Origin of the sequence: Kordia algicida OT-1, from assembly GCF_000154725.1 — a bacterium.
Taxonomy (GTDB): domain Bacteria; phylum Bacteroidota; class Bacteroidia; order Flavobacteriales; family Flavobacteriaceae; genus Kordia; species Kordia algicida.
Window position 1 is genome coordinate 4864809 of sequence record NZ_DS544873.1, and the last position, 23210, is coordinate 4888018.

Consider the following 23210-nt stretch of genomic DNA (forward strand, 5'->3'; position numbering starts at 1 on the left):
TTAGGATAAAAGCTCAGGATTGATATCTAGAATGTTTTCTTTTATATATGAATTGATAAACTTTTCGTTGAAATGCTCACTTCCCATTAATTTTTCAGCTTGAAGCATCTTTTTTATATCTAATTTTCGATATTCGGTCAACATGGGTTTGGAAAGTGGCGCGTAACTATAATGCCAAGGTTCATATTTAAAACCTTTGCGATTGGCGCGATCGGTATACACAATGTAAAAACCATAGGTATTTGCGTTTGCTTCCAGCCATTCACGGAGTTTGCAAAATGGTCCGTCGCCGTGAAATTTACGTGGAACCAACACATCACCGCTATACGTTGTGTTCTTATCAATAATATCAATGTCGGTTGCCCAATGATGTCTAGAAGTTCCAGGAATGGTAGAATAAGCGATGATTTTTTCAATGGCTTTTATGGGCGATAAACCTTGCTTGGTAAAGCGTTTGTACTTGCGTTCCCAAATGCGGTTTTGATGAGCATAATTGCGATAACTTGAAACAACATGAATTGAAATTCCTTCTTTTTCTGCGGCAGCGCGCATTTTTACAAAAGCATCGTACGCTTCTTTTCGTAAAGAAAATCCGTTGCCAAAAACGGTCGGATTTCCTTTGCCAATAAGTTCTAAAGTATCTGTATTTCTTGTATTAAAAGCCATGCTTGGGAAACTATGAAGGGCAACAGAACCCAATCCGAGAAGTTTGATAAAATTTGTTCTATTCAAGTTGAATTGATTTTAATAATTTTTCAAACGAAAGATAATAAATTTTTGAAGTTCCATTGCTACCTTCATTGATAACTTCTTTCAATGTATCAAAAGACATTTTTTCATACATCGGTTCAATAGTGCTTTTTTCGCTTGTGTAGAAAAAGTATTTTTTATCAAAAGTGACAAACGGACAATAATCTATTTGATTAGAATTGATGAGTTTTCCCAAATGAATCGCTTCTTTCCAGATACCATTTTCATTGAAACTTATATATAAATCTCCACGTCCCAAACTACCTTTTCGTCCGTAGGAACCAAAAATGATAAAAGATTCGTCAGGACTCACATACGCGTTGTATTCATAGGTTTTTGTATTGACACCAGTTCCTAAACTTACAGGTGTTTGATAGTTTCCGTTTACAAACTCACTCTTGTAAATATCTTCCTTTCCTTTGGCATCCGCACGTTCTGCAGTAAAATAAATAGTGCCATTATTTGCTAAGGAAGGATAATATTCATTCTTATCAGTATTGATCGTTTCTGGCAATCGTATCGGATTTTTCCAAACACCATTTACTTTGGTAACAAACCATAAATCGTAATCTTTCTTTGGAGTTTTTTCTTTACCAGTTGGGCGTTTGGACGCGAAAAATAATTTTGTGCCATCAGGAGAAAATGCAGGCTCAATATCGTAGTAATTTCCTGAAAATGCAGCAATTGAAAATTCCGACCATTTTCCATTTATCTTTTTAGACGTTAAAATCGTTCTAAAGGCATTTTTTGGTGCATCAAGCGTGAAGAAAATTTCGTCGTTCTTGGGTGAAATTGCCATATCTCTCACGTTGATATTTTTAAATTCTGGAAGATGTATAAAAATTTCAGGCGAAGTAAGATTTTTTTCAAATGCAATAGTAGCTTGCTTTTGCGCAAATAGTTGTGTGCTTGCGAATACAAGAAGAAGTAGTAGTATTTTTTTCATTAGGAATATAGTTTGATTGATGATTATTGGATTAAAAAGTACTTGTTTTACTTTGCGAGAAGCGTTAAGAACTCGTTAATCTTTGTAATTACAGTGCTTTAATCATCACAAAATGCAATCCAATTTTTGGAATATTAAAAGGTTTAGCATGTTTTTGATAGCCTAATTTTTCATAGAATCGAACAGCAATTTCACGTGCATTCATCCAAATAAATGTTCCGCCACGAGCGAGAATCATTTTTTCAGCTTTTTTCACTAAAACCTCGCCAATGCCTCTTTTTTGAAAGTTAGTCAATACAGCCATTCCGCGTAATTGAAATGCTTTTTCTGTGGTAATATCGTCGCGATTATTTACCATTAAAGTCACTACGCCAACCAATTGTTCCTTTGTGTAATATCCTAAATGAAAAGTCGTTGGCAAATCATCGCCATCAAAATGGCAAGAATCTAGAGGTTTTCCCTCGCGCAACACAGGATGACGCACATCATAAGCTGTTTTGGCAGTAATTTCTTTAACGGTGAAGTTTGGAGTTTCCATAATCACAAAATTTATACAATTACTCAAAAGTATCACTAATTTGGAAGTTTAAATTTATAGAAATGAATTATTTTTGAATAAATTTTTCAGGTATGCAAATTACGTTCAAGTTGCTCGATAAAGAAGAAGCATTGATTATTTTACCATATTTAGACATCATGAATCAGCAAAAAGTCCCGATGGATTTGCTAACAGCGCGTTTTCAGGAAATGTTGTCACAAAACTATGAAGCCTTCGCCATTTATGATGGCGATCAATTAATTGGTTGTTTTGGTTTGTGGAGCATGACGCGTCATTATTGCGGAAGAAGCGTAGAGCCCGATCATGTTTATATTGAAGAAGCTTATAGAAGTAAAGGAATTGGAGCAAAATTATTTCAGTGGATTGAAACGTACGGAAAAGAAAAAGGCGTAACAACTGTTGAGTTGAATACATATATCGAAAATTTTCCGTCACATAAATTCTATTATAATCAGGGATTTATAGCACGCGGCTATCATTTTTTGAAAAAAATCTAAAAAAACATTTGGAATAAGAAACCTTATTTCTGTATATTTGCACCCGCAATGCGAAAGTAGCTCAGTTGGTAGAGCGTCAGCCTTCCAAGCTGAATGTCGCCGGTTCGAACCCGGTCTTTCGCTCTTCAAAAGCCGATTCAGTCCGAATCGGCTTTTTTTATGGTAAACTTTTTAGAAGAAGTAATGTGTTGTTATCCTTTTAAGAAAAAGTAATTTTTGAACCTGTCGGAATTTCGTACGGAGTTTTGTCATGTTCAAAAACGCGTGCGGTATGTGCTCCTTCAAGTGTAATTTGATCGCCTTTGACGCGAATCCAGCTTCCTTCTCTAATACCAACTACAGGAAGTGTATTAAATTTATGAAATTCTTTGATGCGTGTTTCGCGCGTTTCTCCCATGTGTGTACTTCCTTCAATCGGATCTAAATAATGCGGATTGATATTAAAAGGAATCACTCCAAGCGTTTTAAAACTTGGTGGATAAATGATTGGCATGTCGTTCGTTGTTTGCATGGTAAGTCCGCAAATATTACTTCCTGCGCTTGTTCCTAAATAGTTTGTTCCGTTTAAAATAGCTTCTCGCAACGGTTGCATTACTTCGTGTTTATATAGTTGCGAAACCAATAAAAATGTATTTCCACCACCTGTAAAAATGCCTTTCGCATCAGCAATAGCTGCTATTGGATTTTCAAATTCGTGAATGCCGCGCACAGTTTTTCCTATCTTTTCAAAGGCTTTTCCAGCGACAGCGGTATATGCATCGTGTGTAATTCCGCCAGGACGTGCATATGGGATAAATAAAATTTCTTCCGTATCTTTATAAAACGAAGCAAGTTCGTCAAGAATATATGCTAAATAGCCACTTCCGTGAACCGTTGAAGTACTAGCAATAATAATGTTTTGCATAAGGCGTAAAGTCTAAAATTTATTCTAAATTGTAAAAGTAATGATTAAAAGGTTTTAACAAAAGTTTAATGTGCATTGGCATTTTTTTAAGGAGAATAGTTAATTTCTTTATGCCATTATTTTAAAAAAACTAAGTTAACCACCAATTCAATAGCTATGAAAATAAAACTACTCTTATTTTTTATCTTAATGTCCTCAATGCTGCTTGCGCAAGATGGAGAACGGAAAATTTTACGCGGTGCCGTTGTGTACAGAAATGTCAAGGTTGTCGGTGTAAATATTGTAAATAATACAACGAGCAAAGGCGCTACGACCAACGGAAAAGGTGAATTTGAAATTCTGGTAAAGAAAGATGACATTTTGATCTTTTCTTCGGTGCAGTATACGATCAAGGAAATTGTGATTACAGATAAAATTTTGAAAAATAATCGTTTGGTTGTTGAGGTGACAGAAAAAGTAGAAGAATTAGACGAAGTTGTCATCAGTCCAGAAAATAAAGAGAAATTTTTAGACTTTCAGGAAAAAGAAATTGTAAAATATAAGGATTACCAATTTGCAGACGATCGTTATTCTACGGTAAAAAATGAAGCATTAGGACAGGCAAATTTTCAAGGGGCAAATATTATTGGATTGGTTGGAATGTTGGTAAACTCCATCTTTAAAGGCGGAAAAAAGAAAGAAAAGGAGAAAGCAATATATGAACGTACAAGTTTTAACGAAATTCGTTATCGTTATAAAGACAAATTTTTCACAGACAACTTAGGAATTCCAGAAGATAAAATAAGTGCGTTCTTGTATTTTTGTGATGATAAAATGCCTTCGGAAGATATCTTTTTAGAAAAAAATGAATTCTTAATGATTGATTTTATGGTAAAACAAAGCAAAGCATATCTAAAGACTATCGAGTCAAAAAACTAAGAAAGAGAATCACCACAATAAAAAAACACAATTTGGAATGCTTTTTGGATATCTTTGTCACGACATCGTAAAAACGTCTTATTCTTTATGAAAATTCAAAAATTCCTTATTTTATTTATAGCGATTCCGTTATTTGCTTTTACAACAGCGCATAAATTTTACGTAAGTGTAACCAATATAGAACATAATCAAAACGAAAAAGCGCTTCAAATTACCACGCGAATTTTTATTGATGACTTTCAAAGCGCTTTAGAAGAACGATACGACTTGAAAGAAGAATTAACTGTGGAAAAAGCAACACAAGAAGTGGAGCAAATGATGGCGAAATATCTAAAAAAGAAATTGAAAATTTGGGTAAATGGCGAGCAAAAAACATTCAAATTTTTAGGAAAAGAATATGAAGATGATGTCACGATTTGTTATCTCGAAATTTCAGGTATAAATAAAGTAAATACGCTCGAAGTTGAAAATGCTATTTTGTATGAAATGGAGGAAGATCAGCAAAATTTGGTACATGTAAAAATCAATAACGAGCGCAAAAGTTTATTATTAGTAAAAGAAAACGATAAAGGTTTGTTAAAATTTTAACAATAAATATTCAAAATGGTTACTTTTAGGGTTTGAAAATATAAACCTATTTTAATAAACCTAATGAAACGCATACATTTCCACATTCTCGCAATCCTATTTCTAGGTGCGAATCTTGCCTTTGCACAGGAGAAACAAGATGATGAAAAGCCGCAGGGACACATTAACAACAACAAATTTAGGCAACTCTATCAAGAGTTTTCTACACCTAACATGTACAGAACTGCTTCTGGAGCTCCAGGAAAAGCATATTATCAACAACAAGCTGACTATGAAATGGACATTGAGCTTGATGATAAAAATCAAAAGTTATACGGAGTTGAAACCATTACGTATACCAACAATTCCCCTGATGATTTAGAATATCTTTGGGTACAACTAGATCAAAATATTAGAGCAAAAAACTCCCAAGCAAAACTTAAAAACGGAGCTCGTATTCCACGTTTAACAAGAGCATCATCTTTTGTAAATCGTTATGTAGCTGATCCTTTTGATGGAGGTTTTAACATTGATTATGTGAGAAATGCTAAAGGAAGACCAATGTCATATACCATCAATGAAACGATGATGCGTATTGATTTGCCACAAGCTTTAAAATCGGGAGACAAAATTTCGTTTTCTATCAAATGGTGGTACAATATCAACAATCACGTAACTAACAGAGGTCGTTCAGGATATGAATATTTTGCCAAAGATGGAAACTACGCATATGTAATTGCACAATTTTTTCCAAGAATGGCAGTTTACAACGACGTAGAAGGATGGCAAAACTATCAATTTTGGGGTAATGGTGAATTTGCATTGCCATTCGGAAATTATGAAGTAAACATTACTGTTCCTGCCGATCATGTTTTAGATGCAACAGGAAAATTACAGAATAGAAAAAGCGTATTTTCAAAAGAAATGATGAAGCGTTACGAGCGTGCTTTAGAATCGTACGACGAACCAGTAATCATTGTTTCACAAGAAGAAGTAGAAGCAGCAGAAAAGAATTTTTCAAACAAAAAGAAAACATGGAAATTTTACGCCGAAAACGTAAGAGATTTTGGTTTTGCTACTTCACGTAAATTTATTTGGGACATGCAAGCAGTTGACATTAACGGAAAACGTGTAATGGCAGTTTCTATGTATCCAAAAGAAGGAAATCCGCTCTGGGAAAAATATTCTACAAAAGCTGTAGCGAGTACTTTAAAAACGTATTCAAATCACACATTCGATTATCCTTATCACAAAGCAATTTCAGTACATGCTAAAAATCAAGGAATGGAATATCCTATGATTTGCTGGAATTATGGACGTCCAAACGAAGATGGAACTTACTCTGAACGTACAAAATTCGGAATGATTAGTGTAATTATTCACGAAGTAGGACACAACTTTTTCCCAATGATTGTAAACTCTGACGAGCGTCAATGGGGATGGATGGATGAAGGTTTGGATACATTTATGCAATATTTAGCTGAGCAAGATTTTGCAAAAGCGCATCCAGAATCTGTTAAAAGACAAGGAGGGAAATATCCTTCGCGTAGAGGAGAACCTTCTAAAATAGTGCCTTACATGAAAGGAAGTCAAGAATATTTGTCACCAATCATGTCAAACCCAGAAAATGTATATCAATTAGGGCCTAATGCGTATGGAAAACCAGCAACAGGATTAAATATCTTACGAGAAACGATCATGGGACGTGAAGCGTTCGATCATGCTTTTAAAACATATGCACAGCGTTGGAAATTTAAACACCCAACACCAGAAGACTTCTTTAGAACTATGGAAGATGCCTCAGGAATTGATTTAGATTGGTTTTGGAGAGGTTGGTTTTACACAACAGATTACACAGATATCGGCATTGAAAGTGTGAGAAAATTTCAAGTAATTTCACAAAAAGGGCAGGCTTTTGATCGCGTATATTTTGTTCCTGAAGGTGATGATCGTTACAAAAAAGAAAACGAAGGAAAATCTATCATCAATAATGAAGATAATGAGCCATTAAAAGAATACTTAATGGATAACTTTACGGCAGCAGAAAGAGCTACTATGGGAGATCCAAAATATTTCTATGAAGTATCATTCAACAAACCAGGAGGTTTGGTAATGCCACTTATTGTAGAATGTACGTATGCTGATGGATCTAAAGAAATGATGAAGTATCCAGCGCAAATTTGGAGAAAGAATGACAAAAGAGCAAAAATTGTAATTGCTTCAGATAAAGAATTAAAAAATATTCAAATTGATCCTAAGTTAGAAACTGCTGATATCGACACGTCAAACAATTCTTGGCCAAGAAAAGATGGGCAAACAGATTTTAATAAATTCAAAGACAATAAGGTGAAACAATAAGAAGAACCTTCAATAAAATCATAAAAAAAACCAGCAATTAAGCTGGTTTTTTTATATCATAATATTTACTTGATTATATTTGTATTATAATAGAACATAGTATGGCATTATTTATTAGTGGTGGAGAAATATTTGTAATCATGCTTATCGTAGTCATGGTATTTGGTGCAGACAAAATACCTGAAATCGCAAGAGGCTTAGGAAAGGGAATGCGTCAACTAAAAGATGCTACCAATGAAATAAAGCATGAAATTCAAAAAAGTGCAGAAGACAACGGATTAGATACTGACATTGCAGGCGATGTTCAAAAAGAAATCAATAAAGTAAAAGAAGATATTGAAGACATGTCAGGACCTATCAAAAGGCAGTTTTAATGCTTGATGATTTATTGACATATGACAAAGAATTACTAATCTACATAAACAATTTAGGGGAAACTCCATTTAATCCCTTTTGGATATATGTCACAAGTTTTATTTATTGGGTTCCACTTTTAACCTTTATTTTTTATAGAATAAGCAGAAAATTTCCTCGAAAACAAGCAAGATATATAATCAGTCATGGACTTTTTATTTTATTTGTTTCATTACTATTGGTAGAATTGGTCAAAATTGGAGTAGAACGTTTACGTCCCTGTAATGACCCAACAGTAGCACCATTTATCAATATCGTTATTCAGCCAGAAAACTACAGTTTCTTCTCAGGACATGCAACGGTTTCTTTTGCTTTAACAACATTTCTCTTTTTAATGTTGAAAAAAGTATTCTACTGGATTCGCTTCTTATACGTTTGGCCTATGTTATTCATTTATAGTCGACTGTATTTTGGAGTGCATTATCCTTCGGATATCCTTACCGGAATTATTGTAGGAATTATAATTGGGATTGTATTTCATCGAATTTGTAATGCGCGCATAGTAAGATTACATATTTATTAATATATTCGTTAAAATTTTAACCAATTAATACTTTTAAAACATGAAAAAAATTAATCTCAGAGTAGCCCTGGTAATAGCTGCTTTAAGTGTAATTTCTTGTTCTAACGATCCTACAATCGAGAACATAGAAGAACAAAACAATGTCGAGGTTTTACAAAAAACACCGCTAACACCTACACAAATTAATGCTAAAATCAATGAAGTTGCTTCAAGTCGTGAACAATTTGAATGGACAAACATGGATGCACACTTTATTTGGAGTGCAACAGTTCATGGAGATCAAATCTTAACGATTGGATATGGAAGCGATGACAATGATTTTAACAAAGAAAATTCGAACGCAGAAGGAATCAAAAACAGACTGATTCAACGAATTGCTGCTGTAGAAGGCGATGGACAAAAGAAAACAAGCGATTTTCTAATTGACGAAGATGATACATTCAATATCATTGATGTAAAAGTTGAAGACTTAGCAACGGTGAGAGATTTATTATCTCAAAAAGGAATTCGTTACATTGAACCAACAGGTTACAGGTACTTAGATCATGAAGTAACTGCTAAATCTGGAGCAGGATGTGGATATGGTTCTGCAACATTAAACTCAGCAGATTACACAACCGTAGCGCCAGGAGCAAAAGTACCATGGACATTCTACGAACACAATATTCCATCTGCATGGAGTTACAGTACAGGTTCTGGAGTTGGAATTGGAGTAATTGACACTGGATTAACACCAAACAACTCTCTAATGAACGGAAGTTTCAATGATGGATATTCATCAGGAAGATACGTTCAGAAATACGGAACGTATGTAGATTCATGGTGGCCATGGTCTTCAAGTACAGATGGACCAAATGACAAATGTGGTCATGGAACAAGTATGACTGCTGTAGCAACTGCGCCTAGAAATAACAATGGAATGCCAGTTGGAGTTGCATATAATGCAAATTTAATTAGTTATCGTGGAACAAAAAACGTAGTTTTAGACGGTTATCACGAACAAAAAGGTGTTGCAAACGCATTGACAGCTTTAGGAAACAGAAGCGACGTAAAGGTAATTTCAATGTCTATTGGACACATCTTTTCTGTAGGTAGAATCAAGGATGCAGTACGATATGCAAATAATAGAGGAAAATTAATCTTCGCAGCAGGTGGAACTTCAACAACTTTCACTAACTTTGTAGGAGTAATATTTCCAGCATCAATGAGTGAAACGGTTGCAGTAACAGGTGTAACTGATGCAAATTACTATAAAGAGTGTGATATTTGTCACAAAGGAAGTAAAATTGATTTTACTGTAGTAATGCAACGTGATGGTAACGGAAGTAGAACAACGCCAGTATTAAGTTACTATAACAACCAAGCAGATTATGTTGGTGGTTCATCAGTAGCAACGGCAACAACAGCAGGAATCGCGGCTTTAGTATGGTCTAGACATCCAAGCTGGTCAAAAACGCAAGTATTAAACAGATTGAAACAATCTGCAGATTTCTATCCAAACAAAAATTCTCAGTATGGATATGGAAATATAGACGCATTGCAAGCAGTTCAATAGAACAGTTGGCATATTTAGTTTAGTAAATAGGGAGAAACTCTCGTCGTAATGGCGAGAGTTTTTTTATTAAAGTGATTTAAACTTTTTCCTGATAAAAGATTCTTAAATTTTTAGAAGATAAAGAAAATGCCCTTTTGAAAATCTTAAGTGTAAAAACTCATCACGTCACAGCAATTTTTGATACATTGTTCTACCAAAAATCATTCGAATTGATGCTTTGTAAACGATAAAGAAAATTTTTATTATTTAGAACGACAAAGTGAAAATGCTAAATTAGAACTGTCGAATTTTAAAACCAAAAAACCAAAAAACCAAAACCCTAAATAACTCTACTAATCGTCAAGCCATCACGAATGGGCAAAACCACAGTTTCTATGCGAGTATCTTCTTTTAAAAGTGAGTTGTATTCCAAAAGTGCTTCCGTAGAAACATCATTTTTCTGTAAAGGTTCAATCACTTTTCCGCTCCATAAAACATTATCAGACAAAATAATTCCGTTTGGATTCATCTTTTCAATAATCGCATGAAAATATTGTGGATAATTTGGTTTGTCAGCATCAATAAACACCAAATCAAACGTAGTTTCTAGTGTTGGAATAATGTCTAAAGCATTTCCTGTATGCTGATGGATTTGCGCTCCAAACTCAGAAGCATCAAAATATTTACGTTGAAAATCGTGCAATTCTTCGTTAATATCAATTGTGTGTAATACACCATCTTTTTGCATTCCTTCAGCCAAACAAAGTGCCGAATATCCTGTGTACGTTCCAATCTCTAAAATTGTTTTCGGTCGAATCAATTTAGACAACATACTTAACAATCTTCCTTGATAATGTCCACTCAGCATACGCGGTTGCAAAATCTTTTGATACGTTTCACGCGTCAACGCTTTCAGTAATTCTGGTTCATCGGCAGAATGTTTCACCACATATTCGTCTAAAGCTTCTGGAATAAAATGCATAATTTGTGAATTTCTACAAAAATATCAATTAAAAACGATTCGCATAAAAAGTGATTTATAAAATGATAAATATCTTTTTATTCCAAAAATGGAATACGTATTTTTGGTAAAAATAGCATTCAGCATGTTTCAAAATACATTGGCGTTCGCACAAGCGCAAGACGCAAAAGATCCTCTAAAAAGCTACCGAACAAAATTTCACATTCCCAAAGATGCCGAAGGTAACGAATGGTTATATTTTTGTGGAAATTCACTTGGATTGCAACCAAAAGTTACTCAAGAATACATTCAGCAAGAATTGAAAGATTGGGCAAACTTGGGTGTAGAAGGACATTTTGACGCCAAAAATCCTTGGATGCCATATCATGAGTTTCTTACGGAAAATATGGCGAAAATAGTAGGAGCAAAGCCGATTGAAGTCGTGATTATGAATACCTTAACGACGAATCTTCACTTATTGATGGTTTCTTTTTATCAACCAACAAAAACCAAATATAAAATTGTTATTGAAAGTGACGCGTTTCCTTCTGATCGATATGCAGTAGAATCACAACTAAAATTTCATGGTTTTGATCCAAAAGAAGGATTGCTAGAATGGAAACCACGCAAAGGCGAAGAATTACTTCGTATGGAAGATTTGGAAACCATGCTTGAAGCAGAAGGCGACGAAATTGCCTTATTGATGATTGGTGGTGTGAATTATTACACAGGACAATATCTTGACATCAAAAAAATAGCAGAGCTCGGACACGCAAAAGGCGCGATGGTTGGCATTGATTTGGCACATGGCGCAGGAAACATTCAGCCGAATTTACACGATTCAAATGTAGATTTTGCCGCTTGGTGTACGTACAAATATTTAAACTCAGGTCCAGGAAGTTTGGCAGGTTTATTTGTTCATGAAAAACATGCACATAACAAAGAATTGAATCGTTTTGCAGGTTGGTGGGGACACGATAAGGAAACACGTTTTAACATGCGTTTTGACTTTAATCCGATTCCAGGTGCGGAAAGTTGGCAATTGAGCAATCCGCCAATACTATCTATGGCAGCAATCAAAGCTTCACTCGATATGTTTGATGAAGTTGGCATGGACGCTTTGCGCGAAAAATCAGAAACGTTGACCGCATATTTTGAATATTTAATCAACGAAATTGATACCGATCGTATCAAAATCATTACACCTTCAAATCTAGCAGAAAGAGGTTGTCAATTATCGATTCAAGTCAAAAATGCCGACAAGTCTTTGCATCAAAAACTCATAGACAGACACATCATTACCGATTGGCGTGAACCAGACGTAATTCGTTGTGCGCCAGTTCCATTATACAATACTTTTCAAGATGTTTATCGCATGGTAGACGAACTAAAAAAATGCTTATAACATGAAAACAAAAGAAAACATACTGATCGTTGGCGCAGGATTGTGCGGCTCATTATTGGCACTACGCTTAGGACAACGTGGTTATAAAGTTACGGTCATGGAAAGTCGTCCCGATTTGAGAAAAGTAGATATTTCTGCGGGAAGATCGATCAATTTAGCATTTTCAGACAGAGGAATCAAAGCCATGAATATGGTAGGAATTGCCGATAAAGTAATGCCATTGTGTATTCCGATGCATGGACGTTTGGTACACGATGTAGAAGGAAATATATTTATGTCTAACTATTCTGGTCGCGATAACGAATACATCAATTCTATTTCACGTGGCGACTTGAACGCTTTGTTACTCACAGAAGCGGAAGAACATGAAGCCGTAGATATTATTTTTAATAAAAGATGTACAAAAATTGATATTGAAGAAAACATCGCTACGTTCTATTGTTACGAGACGAAAAAAGAAATTGAAGTAAAAGCAGATGTTATTTTTGGAGCAGATGGCGCAGGTTCGATGTTGCGTAAAAGTTATTACTTAGAACGTAAATTTTTATTTAGCTATTCTCAGAATTATCTCAGTCATGGCTATAAAGAGTTGAGTATTCCGCCAACCGCAACAGGCGGATTCCGAACAGAGAAAAACGCATTACACATTTGGCCACGAGGCGATTTTATGATTATTGCCTTACCAAACTTAGACGGAAGTTTTACGGTAACATTGTTTTTATCGTATGATGAAGGTGAATACAATTTCAACAATCTAACAACGGCGGAACGTGTACAGGAATTCTTTGAAGCGCAATTTCCAGATTTAATACCGTTGATTCCTGAGTTGACTAAAGAATACTTTGAAAACCCAACTTCGCCATTAGGTACCGTAAAATGTTCGCCGTGGTCGTATAAAAATAATACTTTATTAATGGGCGATGCAGCACATGCCATTGTTCCGTTTTACGGACAAGGAATGAATGCTTCTTTTGAGGATGTTGTGGTATTTAATGAAGTTTTAGATCAGTATGAAGGCGATTGGGAAAAAGTATTTAAAACTTATGAAAAAATACGTAAAAAAGACACAGATGCCATTGCCGATTTGGCGATAGATAATTATTACGAAATGCGCGATCATGTGGCAAATCCGATTTTTAAAGAAAAGCGAAAGTTGGAAATGGACTTAGAGAAAAACTTCCCTGAACAGTATTTTTCTAAATATTCGATGGTAACGTTTAATGAAGATTTACCATACAGCAAAGCTATGAAAATAGGACGCGCACAAGACAAAGCATTATTAAATATGATTGCGGATGACGAAATTGACACAACAGCCGATTTAAAAGAAATTCTCAAAAAAGTACAAGCAGAAACCAACGAAATTTTAGACGAAGATACTGTGGCGAATTTGAAGCATTAATTTGTTTTTCGAATAAGTTCTCTATTCGCGCGATGTTTTCGAATTTCGAAATATTCTTTGCCAATTCCTTGACCGAGATTTGCGGATAAATTTACTATTTCGCTAGTATCAAGCTTTACATTTTCTATAATGACGCGATTGTAGCCAATAAACTGAAACTCTATGTTATAAGTCGCGGCAGGAATAAAAATATTATACAAACCATCTACTTTTGAAGTTGTACCTAATACTTCTTGAGTTTTCAAATTGGTAAATGCAACATTTGCATATTCTAAAATATCTGTAATGGTATCATTTCCATCGTGAATATAACTTCCTAAAACTTTTCCTGAAACATTGACAACTGTTGTATCTGCGATGAGCCGATTTTCATTAATTGTGACTACACTTTGTAACTTTTTCGGATTCATATTTTCGCCAATCAAAGCGCATCTAACTACTTTTTTTGCACAAGCTGTCAATAAAAATAATGTGACACAGTAAAGAATTCCTTTTTTCATGAATCTTTCAATTCCTTAATAATCTCTTGAATTCCTTTTTGAAAACCCGTATAAAAATCATTTTTCTTAAATTCAGGAACCATGAGCTTTTTGATGATATCTAACGTTTCATCATCGGTAAGTTTGTGCATAATTCCATCACCATTGTGAATCCAAATACGACGATCTTTCATGTATAACGCAATTAAAACGCCATTATTTTTATCTCTTTGACCAATTCCCCAATGATTTGCTAAATCCAACGAATATTCTTCCAAGCCACTATAATCTTGAATAGAAGTCAAGGTTACAATCGCAATTTGATTGCTAGTTTCGGCTTCGTGTTGTTTCACTAAATTCAATAAAGTTACTTCTTGTTCGTCAGATAAAATATTGTCAAAATCATTGATAAATCCAACAGGAATCGGGAATTCTACATTTTTAGTATGCACAGCCGCATACGAGTGAGAATGCGTGTTATGCGTTGCTTCACAACTAACACAAAGTATAACCAGCAGGGCAAGCAGGAGACTTTTAAGTTTCATAATAGGCTATTAAGATCAATTTGGGTAACAGCTAATATAAGAAATTCCTTTTAATTAGTCAGTAAAAATCGACGTCTGAATCTAGCAACTGTGTTTCATGTATAAAACCTTCAAATTGGTTGGAATAGGCTGAACCTAGTTTTAAGCATAATTTGGTTTTAAAATTTCCTTTAAAAATAGTAGTTTCCGTGATAAGTGTGTCTTTTTCGGGAAGTACAAATAGGGTACGACCTGTAGCACAAGCAATGAATTGTATTCCTTCAATTTGTTTCCACTCATTTTCTTTATTCAGGGCTTCTAGCAACATGTCCATCTTACTATTCAAACCCAATACAACAGTGTCTTTAACAGAAGTATTCACAACATACGTAGCATATGCTTTGTGTAAAATTAATTTTTTAGCATGTCTATTAAAATATATTTTACTGATAATTGCTGTCGTATCAACAAAAATTTTGATAGTATTCGCAGTTGGTTTCGTTACATTATCGGCAATGATATTTGTTCGATGATACCGCATATAATTTTGATATTCAGTTTCTGACATTTTACCTGTCAAGCTTTCATAAATATCGTGATTTACAAAAATAGTATCTGTAATTTTTTTGAATGTAATAGGTTTGTAGTTAGCTTTCAATCTTATTTTTGTCTCTAGGTATTCAGCTTGCTCGGCTAGTGTATCTATCAAAACAGGAAACAATCGTTTTTCCTTTTTAACAACAGGAATTATTTCTTTATCCGTCGAAAGACAACTTATCAGTATAAAAGTTATGGCAACAAGAAATACGATTGGTTTTAGTTTCATGACAACATATTTTATAGTATTAAAGCGCACAATATTCTTGCCATTCTAACGGTTTTGCCAATTGTTTAGTGCTAAATTCCAAATGTAATACACGACGCTGTTTGTGATTTGTAGTGCGATTGGAAGCGTGAAGCGTTAACGGTTTCATCAACATTACGCCGCCTTTTTCAACTTCACAAACATGTTCGGTTTCGGTAGTCCAATCAATTGTTTCAGGTCTGTAGATACCTTTCAAATGTGATTTCGGAATGACTTTTAGTGCGCCATTTTCTTTTTCAGTTTTGTCTAAATGAACTCTGACCGTGACAATATTTTCCAAAATATCAAGTGGCGGTTGTACGCCGTATTGCCCTTTTTTAAATGTCCAATTTGTATAGTTTGAAACGTCTTGTTTGCGATCAACCGAAATACTCAAATCTTGATGATATGCCACAAACCAATTGGATTCGCTAGGTTTGTCAAAATAAATAGCTTTTGTTAAAAAACAGTCTTCCTCAAAAACGTTCTTTAACAACTCGTGAAACTTCTCTGTAAATAGCAACGATTTCAATTCAGGAATCTTTTTCATGAGTTGTCTAATGGCAAATACATGTTTTGCGTTTTCATCCGATCTTACATCTGCGGAAGCTTTTGTAATACAGTCAATAATTTCCGTAATCTCAGCTTCTGAATATACAGAGTTAATAACTGAGAATCCTTCTTTTTGTAACTTTTCAATAGTAGCGATTAGCGTATTCATGTAGTTTTAAAGAATGAGCAAGGTTCGGAATTATAATTAATGCGTAACTAAACTTTAATAATATTTCAACGTTCGCTTTACAGCATCAGAAACAAATTTTTCATCACCTTCATACAAAGCACGTTGTGTCCAGTTGCCTTTCTTATCATATTTATACCAATATCTGGTTACGTTTTTACTGCCTTCAGTTTTTGAGTGATTTGTGGGATAAAAAATAGTGTAGGTTGTAACATCATTTTTATCATTATATGTTTCGGTAGTACTTTTTACAAACTTATCATCACCATCGTATTCTTCATAGCTTAAACGATTATTATTAGCATCATATGTATTCACCATGCGTTTTTGTTGTTTTCCATCGTAATCATAACTAACCTTTTCTAAACTATTTCCTCGTGCATCTTTGGTTTCTTTAAACTGTATTACAAAGGTATCATCACGTTTGTCTTTTTCAACCATTGTCAATCCGTTGTTGCTATATTCATAGGTGCGTACGTCTAATTCAACACCAGCTTTATTATATTCTCCTTTAAAAATACACTTTCCGTTTGTGTTGTATTTGTATATCGTTTTTTGGTAAGGATTACTTCCAAAACCTTTTGAACTTGGTCGTTCGTATATCTCTTCTATAAGTAAACTTTGTGAATTGTATTTGTAGGTTGTGGTAGCTTCTAATGTTTTGTCTTCGTATTCTTTTTTAAACATTAATTTACCAGTTAAATTATAGATAAACACTTTCTTCTCTACTTCATCTCCGTAATCTTCTTCAATGCTAGTAATTCGATTATTTTTATACGTATACGTATTTTCACTTTGCAAAGAACCATCTTCATATGTTTTTAAAGAGATTAAATTTCCGTTTTTATCATAAGCTTCTTTGTATGTGGTTTCGCAATCTTCGTACGTCAACGGTGGATTTGCTTGATCTATATAACAACCAGATTCTTCTTTAATACTTTTGATCTTTGTGTTTGTAATTCGTTTTTTGTTAATTTCGATGTAACCTGTGGTATCAAAATCAAAATCTTGCGCGTGTAGTTTAGGAATGCAGATAAAAACCAAAAGGCTTAGTCTAATCAGTAATTTCATAGTTTAATCTTTGCGAATACGAGTTGTTAGGGATGTAATTAAAAAGCATGGTAGTATTATGAAGGTTAAATATACTATTTTTCAATGTATAAAATCTCTACTTGAAGAAAAACTATAGCATATTCACTCCGTCAGACTACACTAATTTTTCTTTAAAAAATGCAATGGTTCGTTCCCAAGCCAACGTTGCTGCTTTTTTGTCGTAACGTGGTGTTGTATTGTTGTGGAATCCGTGATTAACGTTCGGATAAAAATGTGCGGTATAATCAATATTATGCGCTTTCAATACTTTTTCATACGCTTCCCAACCTGCATTTACACGTTTGTCCAAATCAGCATATTGCAATAACAAAGACGCTTTAATTTTTGCAGCATCTTCGTCACTTGGTTGCCTTCCGTAAAATGGAACTGCCGCTTGTAAATCGTTTAATCTTACTGCCATCATGTTCGAAATCCATCCGCCAAAACAAAAACCAACCACGCCGACTTTTCCATTACATTTCGGATGATTTTTTACATACTCGTACGCAGCAATAAAATCTTCCAACATTTCGTTTCGATCACGTTTTTTCTGCATTGTTCGTCCGTCGTCATCATTTCCAGGATAACCACCTAACGGAGTTAAGGCATCAGGTGCCAAACTGATAAAACCTTCTAAGGCTGTACGTCGTCCAACATCTTCAATATACGGATTCAAACCTCTATTTTCATGTACCACAATAACGCCAGGCACTTTTTTTGTAACATCTTTTGGTAAAGAAAGCAAACCTTTCATTTTTCCTGCGCCTTTTGGAGAATCGTACATAATATATTCAGATTCCAAGTTCGGATGGTCTTTGGCAACTTCCGCAGTTGTTTTATAATTTGGCGACATAAAACTGAGCAAAGAACCTACAGTAACGCTTCCTGCGGCATACAAGGAAAGTCGTTCTACAAACTGTCGACGCCCAATCTTATTATGTGCATAATCGTCATACAAATCAAATACTTCTTGTTTGATATCTTCTTTTTTTAATTCGCTCATCACATAAAAATTTTTGGTTGTTTTAAAGTTATGGAATTTTGCTGAACTATTCCGTTGAGAAAAGTTGCTTATTGAGTATTATTTGTTGTTTTTGAAACAAACAATTTTACAAAAAATACTTTTCAATGAATTTACCAGTTTAAGAAAACTCAACGAATAGAATAGACCAATAAACAAATGAACAAACAAAAAAAATGTATCTTTGAAACACAACCAAAAAACCACTATGATATACATTGCCATCTTACGCGGAATCAACGTTTCTGGAAGTAAAAAATTGCCCATGGCAGCATTTCGAGAGTTGCTTTCTAAATTGGGTTTTGAAGACGTTCAGACATACATTCAAAGTGGAAACGTAGTATTCAGATCAGCTAAAAAAAATCAAGAAGAATTAGGGGATTTAATTGCCAAAGCGATCAAAAAACAATATGATTACGATGTTCCTGTTTTGGTAAAAACTATCGATCAATGGAAAACGGCAATTGCCAACAATCCGTTTACAGAAACAGATATTTCAAAACAAGGAATTACATTTCTAGCAACAACACCAGAAGAAACAACCATTGAAATTGATAGCAAAGACGATCGTTTCAAAATTATCAATTCAGAAATATATTTAGATTGTCCTGGAGGTTTTGGACGTACAAAACTTACAAACAATTTCTTTGAGCGCAAACTCAAAACACAAGCAACCACAAGGAACTGGAAAACGATTTATAAATTATTGGATCTCGCAGAATCGCTGTAAAAATTAAAATATTGAATGCTAAATTAAAAAGCTTTTCAGAAAAGTATTGCTATCAACTCTGAAACGTCACTTGGAGTGAAATTTTAGCATCAAAATTACACGAAAAACAAAAAACAAACAACGCTTCGACAGGCTCAGCGTAAACGAACAACACAAAATAAAACCCAAAAAATGCAAGAAAAAAAAGTAACACCAAGAGGCGCTTATCCACATACAAAACGTGTGGGCGACTTCATATTTGTATCAGGAACAAGTTCACGACGACCAGACAATAGTATTGCAGGCGTTGATATCATTGACGAAATGGGAACAAAACACTTAAACATTGCAACGCAAACGCGTGAAGTACTAAAAAATATTGACAAAAATTTACAAAGTGTTGGCGCAAGTCTTGCCGATGTTGTCGATGTCACTTCGTTTCTCGTAAACATGAATGACTTTGCAGGCTACAACAAAGCTTACGGAGAATTTTTCGATAAAGAAACTGGTCCGACACGAACAACAGTTGCTGTTCATCAATTACCACATCCCGATTTAGTAGTAGAAATCAAAGTAGTTGCGTACAAAAAACAATAACTTACAGCATGAAAAAGATTCTAAACTATATCAACGGAAGTTATATAGCACCAAAAAGCAATGCGTGGCTTGACAATTACAATCCGTCAAATGGAGAAATCTACGGACAAATTCCTAACTCGTCTGCAGAAGATGTAGAAGCCGCCTATCAAGCAGCAAAAGCAGCCTTTCCAAGTTGGTCAGCAACAATCTTAGAAGAACGCAGTCGAATTCTAAACAAAATCGCTTCGCTCATAGAAGAAAACTTAGCCGATTTGGCGCATGCAGAATCTTTAGACAACGGAAAACCACTCAGTCTCGCCACACAAATTGACATTCCAAGAGCGACAAGCAACTTCAAATTCTTTGCGCAAGCCATTACGCAATTTTCAAGTGAAGCACACGAAAGTATTGGACTTAACGCAATGAATTTTACCTTGCGACAATCTATCGGAGTCGTAGGTTGTATTTCACCATGGAATTTACCACTATATCTCTTTACATGGAAAATTGCACCAGCGTTAGCCACAGGAAATACCGTTGTCGCCAAACCAAGTGAAGTCACACCAATGACAGCGTATCTTTTAGGTGAAATATGTACCAAAGCTGGTCTGCCAAACGGCGTATTAAACATTGTACACGGTTTAGGACACACCACAGGGCAAGCCATTACAGAGCATCCACATATAAAAGCAATTTCTTTTACAGGCGGAACGGCAACAGGAGCGCATATTGCCAGAACGGCAGCACCAATGTTTAAAAAGCTTTCGCTAGAATTAGGAGGGAAAAATCCAAACATCATCTTTGCAGATTGTGACTATGACGAAATGCTCAAAGTTACGGTACGATCTTCGTTTGCGAATCAAGGGCAAATCTGTTTATGCGGATCGCGAATATTTGTGGAAAGAAGCATCTATGATAAATTCAAAACGGACTTTGTGGCACGCGTGAAACAACTCAAAGTTGGAAATCCATTTGAGGAAACGACAAAAATTGGCGCATTAGTATCAAAATCACACTTAGAAAAAGTAAAATCATACATAGAAATTGCCAAAGAAGAAGGCGGAACTGTTTTATGTGGCGGAAACGAAGTCACGGTCAAAGGTTTTGAAAACGGTTATTACCTCGAACCAACAGTCATCGAAGTAAAAACCGATCAATGTCGTGTAAATCAAGAAGAAATATTTGGTCCCATAGTAACTATCATGCCGTTTGATACTGAAGAAGAAGTTTTGGGAATGGCAAATGGAGTTCGCTACGGATTATCATCTACACTATGGACAAACAATTTGAATCGTACCATGCGCATGTCTAAACAACTCGAAGCAGGAATTGTTTGGGTAAATACATGGTTATTGCGTGATTTGCGTACACCTTTCGGTGGAATGAAAAACTCAGGCGTTGGTCGTGAAGGCGGGTTGGAAGCCTTGCGTTTCTTCACAGAACCAAAAAACATTTGTATCAAATACTCGTGAATTAAAATGTTAAATGCTAAATTTTGAATTTTAAATGTAAAAAAGTTTTTTTGACCCAAAAGACCCAAAAGACCCAAAAGACCCAAAAGACCCAAAAGACCCAAAAGACCCAAGACCCAAGACCAAATAACGAATAGCGAATAGCGAATAGCGAATAGCGAAATTAAAAAGTTGAATTTTAAATTAAAAAAAAGTTTCTTTTTAAAACCCAAAACCCAAAACCCAAAACCCAAAACCCAAAACCCAAAACCCAAAACCCAAAACCCAAAGCAACAATCTCAAGACTCAATAATAATATCTCAATACCAAACACATGAATCTAAACTTACAACATAAAAACGCACTCGTTTGCGGAAGTACTCAAGGAATTGGAAAAGCTGCCGCACAACAATTAGCCAATCTTGGTGCAAACGTAACACTCGCAGCAAGAAACGAAGAAAAACTACAAAATGTACTTGCAGAATTAGACGTTTCTAAAGGACAAAAACACAGTTATATTGTAGCAGACTTTCAAAATCCAGATGATTTACGAACAAAAATTGAAGCATATATTGTTGAAAAACATTCGTTTCATATCCTTGTCAACAATACTGGCGGACCTGCTGGCGGACCTGTTTTTAATGCAAAAATTGACGAATTTGAACGTGCCTTTACACAACACTTAAAGTGCAATCATGTATTAGTGCAAAGTGTAGTAGCAGGAATGAAAGAAGCTGGTTACGGACGCATCATCAATGTGATTTCGACTTCGGTAAAACAACCATTAGATGGTTTGGGAGTTTCCAATACCATTCGTGGAGCCGTTGCCAATTGGTCAAAAACGCTGGCAAATGAACTCGGACAATTCGGAATTACGGTAAACAACGTTTTACCCGGAGCCACAGCAACCGAACGTCTTTCAGAAATCATAAAAAACAAAGCAGTAAAAACAGGAAAATCTATTGATGAGGTAAGTACCGCAATGAAAAACACAATACCTGCCAGACGTTTTGCTGAACCAGAAGAAATTGCCAACGCGATTGCGTTCTTGGCAAGTGAAGCGGCATCATACATCAACGGAATCAATGTTCCTGTAGATGGCGGACGTACGAAGTCTTTGTAATTTTATCAAATTATTAGTTCGAGCATTATTGAGATCAAAATTATTCAAAAAATCAACTAAAAATCCTACAACCACAAAAGTAAAACTACCTGACTTTAACATTTTTTACACGTAATTATGTGAAAGTGTTAAAAAATTCTTAAATTGAAAATCAGAAAACCATTTTTGTAATGTATAATACATTGCAGACTAATAAACTAACCATATATGAACAGAAGAAACTTTATTGTATCTAGTGTAATGGGCGCAGGTGCGCTTTCGATGTTCCCTAGTTCAGCATTAGCCAGCAACAACGGTATTTCCCTAGTGAGTATCGGAAAAGGATTCAATCGTTTGAAAAGTACTGTTGAGCACATTTCTGTTGCTAATTTGCCAAGTAGCGTTGCAAATGCACATGAACGTTTGCTGAAAGTATTAAGCAAAGATGAATATGTGTACAATGCTACCGAAGTTATTAAGTTAAACAACTCGTGTTTTGCTGTACCACTTCATAAAAAGCCAATATTAGGCTTTAATAGCAAAGAATTGGCACTCATTGTCAAACAACATGGCACAAGTAAATTTTACATTTTGAATGAAAAGCTAGCTACGGAATTTTCAGAATTAGTGGAAAATTTTAGTAAAAATGCCGAATCACACGAACTAGATTTAGATGCCGCCTCTTTTGCATTTCCTGTAAAAGTAATAGCACAAAAACAAGGAAAAGAAACAACATTTGCCTACCAAAATAAATTTGACAACACGATTATCTTAAAAAGCACTCGAAAAAAATCGGAAGTTGCCATAAGTTAAGCAAATAACCAACCATACATATGATGCTAGCCTTTGTCTTTTTGAGGATTCAAGAAGAAACAGAGGCTAGTTTTTTTAACTTAATTATTTTAAAACGTTAAATTCAACACAAATTCTAT

25 protein-coding genes and 1 tRNA gene are annotated in these 23210 nt (G+C 34.9%); 15 read left to right on the forward strand and 11 right to left on the reverse strand.

The annotated features are described in order from the left end of the window. The 3 genes from KAOT1_RS20910 to KAOT1_RS20920 form a co-directional block, all read right to left on the reverse strand. Complete coding sequence (locus KAOT1_RS20910; RefSeq protein ID WP_007096911.1) at window positions 1-732, reverse strand: M15 family metallopeptidase; 732 nt, start codon at window positions 730-732, stop codon at window positions 1-3. Beyond that, window positions 725-1696 (reverse strand): TolB family protein, encoded by a 972-nt coding sequence (locus KAOT1_RS20915; RefSeq protein ID WP_007096912.1) that lies wholly within the window; start codon window positions 1694-1696, stop codon window positions 725-727. The genes KAOT1_RS20910 and KAOT1_RS20915 overlap by 8 nt, the downstream gene beginning before the upstream one ends. An 88-nt stretch (window positions 1697-1784) precedes the next feature. Beyond that, complete coding sequence (locus KAOT1_RS20920) at window positions 1785-2234, reverse strand: GNAT family N-acetyltransferase (protein WP_007096913.1); 450 nt, start codon at window positions 2232-2234, stop codon at window positions 1785-1787. Window positions 2235-2326: 92 nt separating this feature from the next. On the opposite strand from KAOT1_RS20920, the gene KAOT1_RS20925 reads away from it, so the two are divergent. Beyond that, window positions 2327-2752, forward strand: a complete 426-nt coding sequence (locus KAOT1_RS20925; protein WP_007096914.1) for a GNAT family N-acetyltransferase — start codon at window positions 2327-2329, stop codon at window positions 2750-2752. Between the two features lie 50 nt (window positions 2753-2802). Beyond that, window positions 2803-2875: transfer RNA gene (locus KAOT1_RS20930), tRNA-Gly, on the forward strand. A 76-nt stretch (window positions 2876-2951) separates the two neighbouring features. On the opposite strand, the gene pepE is transcribed toward KAOT1_RS20930, so the two are convergent. Further along, a complete protein-coding gene (pepE, locus tag KAOT1_RS20935) occupies window positions 2952-3656 on the reverse strand; it encodes a dipeptidase PepE (RefSeq protein WP_007096915.1) in 705 nt (234 codons plus the stop codon). A 156-nt stretch (window positions 3657-3812) separates the two neighbouring features. Between pepE and KAOT1_RS20940 the strand changes: the two genes are divergently transcribed. The 6 genes from KAOT1_RS20940 to KAOT1_RS20965 all read left to right on the forward strand — a co-directional run bounded on the left by KAOT1_RS20940 (window position 3813) and on the right by KAOT1_RS20965 (window position 9991). Beyond that, window positions 3813-4574 (forward strand): carboxypeptidase-like regulatory domain-containing protein, encoded by a 762-nt coding sequence (locus KAOT1_RS20940; protein WP_040559764.1) that lies wholly within the window; start codon window positions 3813-3815, stop codon window positions 4572-4574. A gap of 87 nt (window positions 4575-4661) precedes the next feature. Beyond that, window positions 4662-5162 carry a DUF6702 family protein gene (locus tag KAOT1_RS20945; protein ID WP_007096917.1) on the forward strand — a complete coding sequence of 167 codons (501 nt, stop codon included), beginning with the start codon at window positions 4662-4664 and terminating at the stop codon, window positions 5160-5162. Window positions 5163-5225: 63 nt separating this feature from the next. Further along, on the forward strand, window positions 5226-7499 hold the full coding sequence (locus KAOT1_RS20950) for a M1 family metallopeptidase (protein ID WP_007096918.1): 2274 nt from the start codon (window positions 5226-5228) through the stop codon (window positions 7497-7499). A 101-nt stretch (window positions 7500-7600) separates the two neighbouring features. After that, window positions 7601-7873, forward strand: coding sequence for a Sec-independent protein translocase subunit TatA/TatB (locus tag KAOT1_RS20955; protein ID WP_007096919.1), 273 nt, complete (start codon window positions 7601-7603; stop codon window positions 7871-7873). Continuing rightward, window positions 7873-8436, forward strand: a complete 564-nt coding sequence (locus KAOT1_RS20960) for a phosphatase PAP2 family protein (protein ID WP_007096920.1) — start codon at window positions 7873-7875, stop codon at window positions 8434-8436. Before KAOT1_RS20955 ends, KAOT1_RS20960 begins: the two co-directional genes overlap by 1 nt. Window positions 8437-8476: 40 nt before the next feature. Further along, on the forward strand, window positions 8477-9991 hold the full coding sequence (locus KAOT1_RS20965; protein ID WP_007096921.1) for a S8 family peptidase: 1515 nt from the start codon (window positions 8477-8479) through the stop codon (window positions 9989-9991). 319 nt (window positions 9992-10310) lie between these two features. Here KAOT1_RS20965 and KAOT1_RS20970 read toward each other — a convergent pair whose 3' ends face one another. Continuing rightward, the gene (locus KAOT1_RS20970; protein ID WP_007096922.1) at window positions 10311-10952 is read right to left on the reverse strand and encodes an O-methyltransferase; all 642 of its coding nucleotides are present in this window, start codon (window positions 10950-10952) and stop codon (window positions 10311-10313) included. A gap of 88 nt (window positions 10953-11040) precedes the next feature. Here KAOT1_RS20970 and kynU point away from each other — a divergent pair, with 88 nt between their 5' ends. Next, window positions 11041-12336 carry a kynureninase gene (gene kynU / locus KAOT1_RS20975; protein ID WP_007096923.1) on the forward strand — a complete coding sequence of 432 codons (1296 nt, stop codon included), beginning with the start codon at window positions 11041-11043 and terminating at the stop codon, window positions 12334-12336. Window position 12337: 1 nt separating this feature from the next. Further along, entirely contained in the window at window positions 12338-13738 is a 1401-nt protein-coding gene (locus KAOT1_RS20980; RefSeq protein ID WP_007096924.1) for an FAD-dependent oxidoreductase, read from the forward strand. On the opposite strand, the gene KAOT1_RS20985 is transcribed toward KAOT1_RS20980, so the two are convergent. From KAOT1_RS20985 to KAOT1_RS21010, 6 genes are all read right to left on the reverse strand, one after another. Further along, window positions 13735-14238 carry a carboxypeptidase-like regulatory domain-containing protein gene (locus tag KAOT1_RS20985; protein ID WP_007096925.1) on the reverse strand — a complete coding sequence of 168 codons (504 nt, stop codon included), beginning with the start codon at window positions 14236-14238 and terminating at the stop codon, window positions 13735-13737. The genes KAOT1_RS20980 and KAOT1_RS20985 overlap by 4 nt on opposite strands. After that, window positions 14235-14762: a TPM domain-containing protein gene (locus tag KAOT1_RS20990; RefSeq protein WP_083777334.1), complete on the reverse strand. Its 528-nt coding sequence runs from the start codon at window positions 14760-14762 to the stop codon at window positions 14235-14237. Before KAOT1_RS20990 ends, KAOT1_RS20985 begins: the two co-directional genes overlap by 4 nt. A 58-nt stretch (window positions 14763-14820) precedes the next feature. Continuing rightward, the gene (locus KAOT1_RS20995; RefSeq protein WP_007096927.1) at window positions 14821-15567 is read right to left on the reverse strand and encodes a hypothetical protein; all 747 of its coding nucleotides are present in this window, start codon (window positions 15565-15567) and stop codon (window positions 14821-14823) included. Window positions 15568-15586: 19 nt separating this feature from the next. Then, window positions 15587-16306: a phytanoyl-CoA dioxygenase family protein gene (locus KAOT1_RS21000; RefSeq protein ID WP_007096928.1), complete on the reverse strand. Its 720-nt coding sequence runs from the start codon at window positions 16304-16306 to the stop codon at window positions 15587-15589. 54 nt (window positions 16307-16360) lie between these two features. Beyond that, entirely contained in the window at window positions 16361-17395 is a 1035-nt protein-coding gene (locus KAOT1_RS21005; RefSeq protein ID WP_007096929.1) for a hypothetical protein, read from the reverse strand. Between the two features lie 136 nt (window positions 17396-17531). Next, window positions 17532-18419 carry a dienelactone hydrolase family protein gene (locus tag KAOT1_RS21010; protein WP_007096930.1) on the reverse strand — a complete coding sequence of 296 codons (888 nt, stop codon included), beginning with the start codon at window positions 18417-18419 and terminating at the stop codon, window positions 17532-17534. Between the two features lie 226 nt (window positions 18420-18645). Here KAOT1_RS21010 and KAOT1_RS21015 point away from each other — a divergent pair, with 226 nt between their 5' ends. The 5 genes from KAOT1_RS21015 to KAOT1_RS21035 all read left to right on the forward strand — a co-directional run bounded on the left by KAOT1_RS21015 (window position 18646) and on the right by KAOT1_RS21035 (window position 23091). Next, entirely contained in the window at window positions 18646-19167 is a 522-nt protein-coding gene (locus KAOT1_RS21015; protein ID WP_007096931.1) for a DUF1697 domain-containing protein, read from the forward strand. Between the two features lie 171 nt (window positions 19168-19338). Beyond that, a complete protein-coding gene (locus KAOT1_RS21020) occupies window positions 19339-19743 on the forward strand; it encodes a RidA family protein (RefSeq protein WP_007096932.1) in 405 nt (134 codons plus the stop codon). Window positions 19744-19751: 8 nt separating this feature from the next. Further along, window positions 19752-21197, forward strand: coding sequence for an aldehyde dehydrogenase (locus KAOT1_RS21025; protein ID WP_007096933.1), 1446 nt, complete (start codon window positions 19752-19754; stop codon window positions 21195-21197). A gap of 313 nt (window positions 21198-21510) precedes the next feature. Further along, complete coding sequence (locus tag KAOT1_RS21030; protein ID WP_007096934.1) at window positions 21511-22299, forward strand: SDR family oxidoreductase; 789 nt, start codon at window positions 21511-21513, stop codon at window positions 22297-22299. Window positions 22300-22506: 207 nt separating this feature from the next. Further along, window positions 22507-23091: a hypothetical protein gene (locus KAOT1_RS21035; protein WP_007096935.1), complete on the forward strand. Its 585-nt coding sequence runs from the start codon at window positions 22507-22509 to the stop codon at window positions 23089-23091. The last annotated feature ends 119 nt before the right edge of the window (window positions 23092-23210 follow it).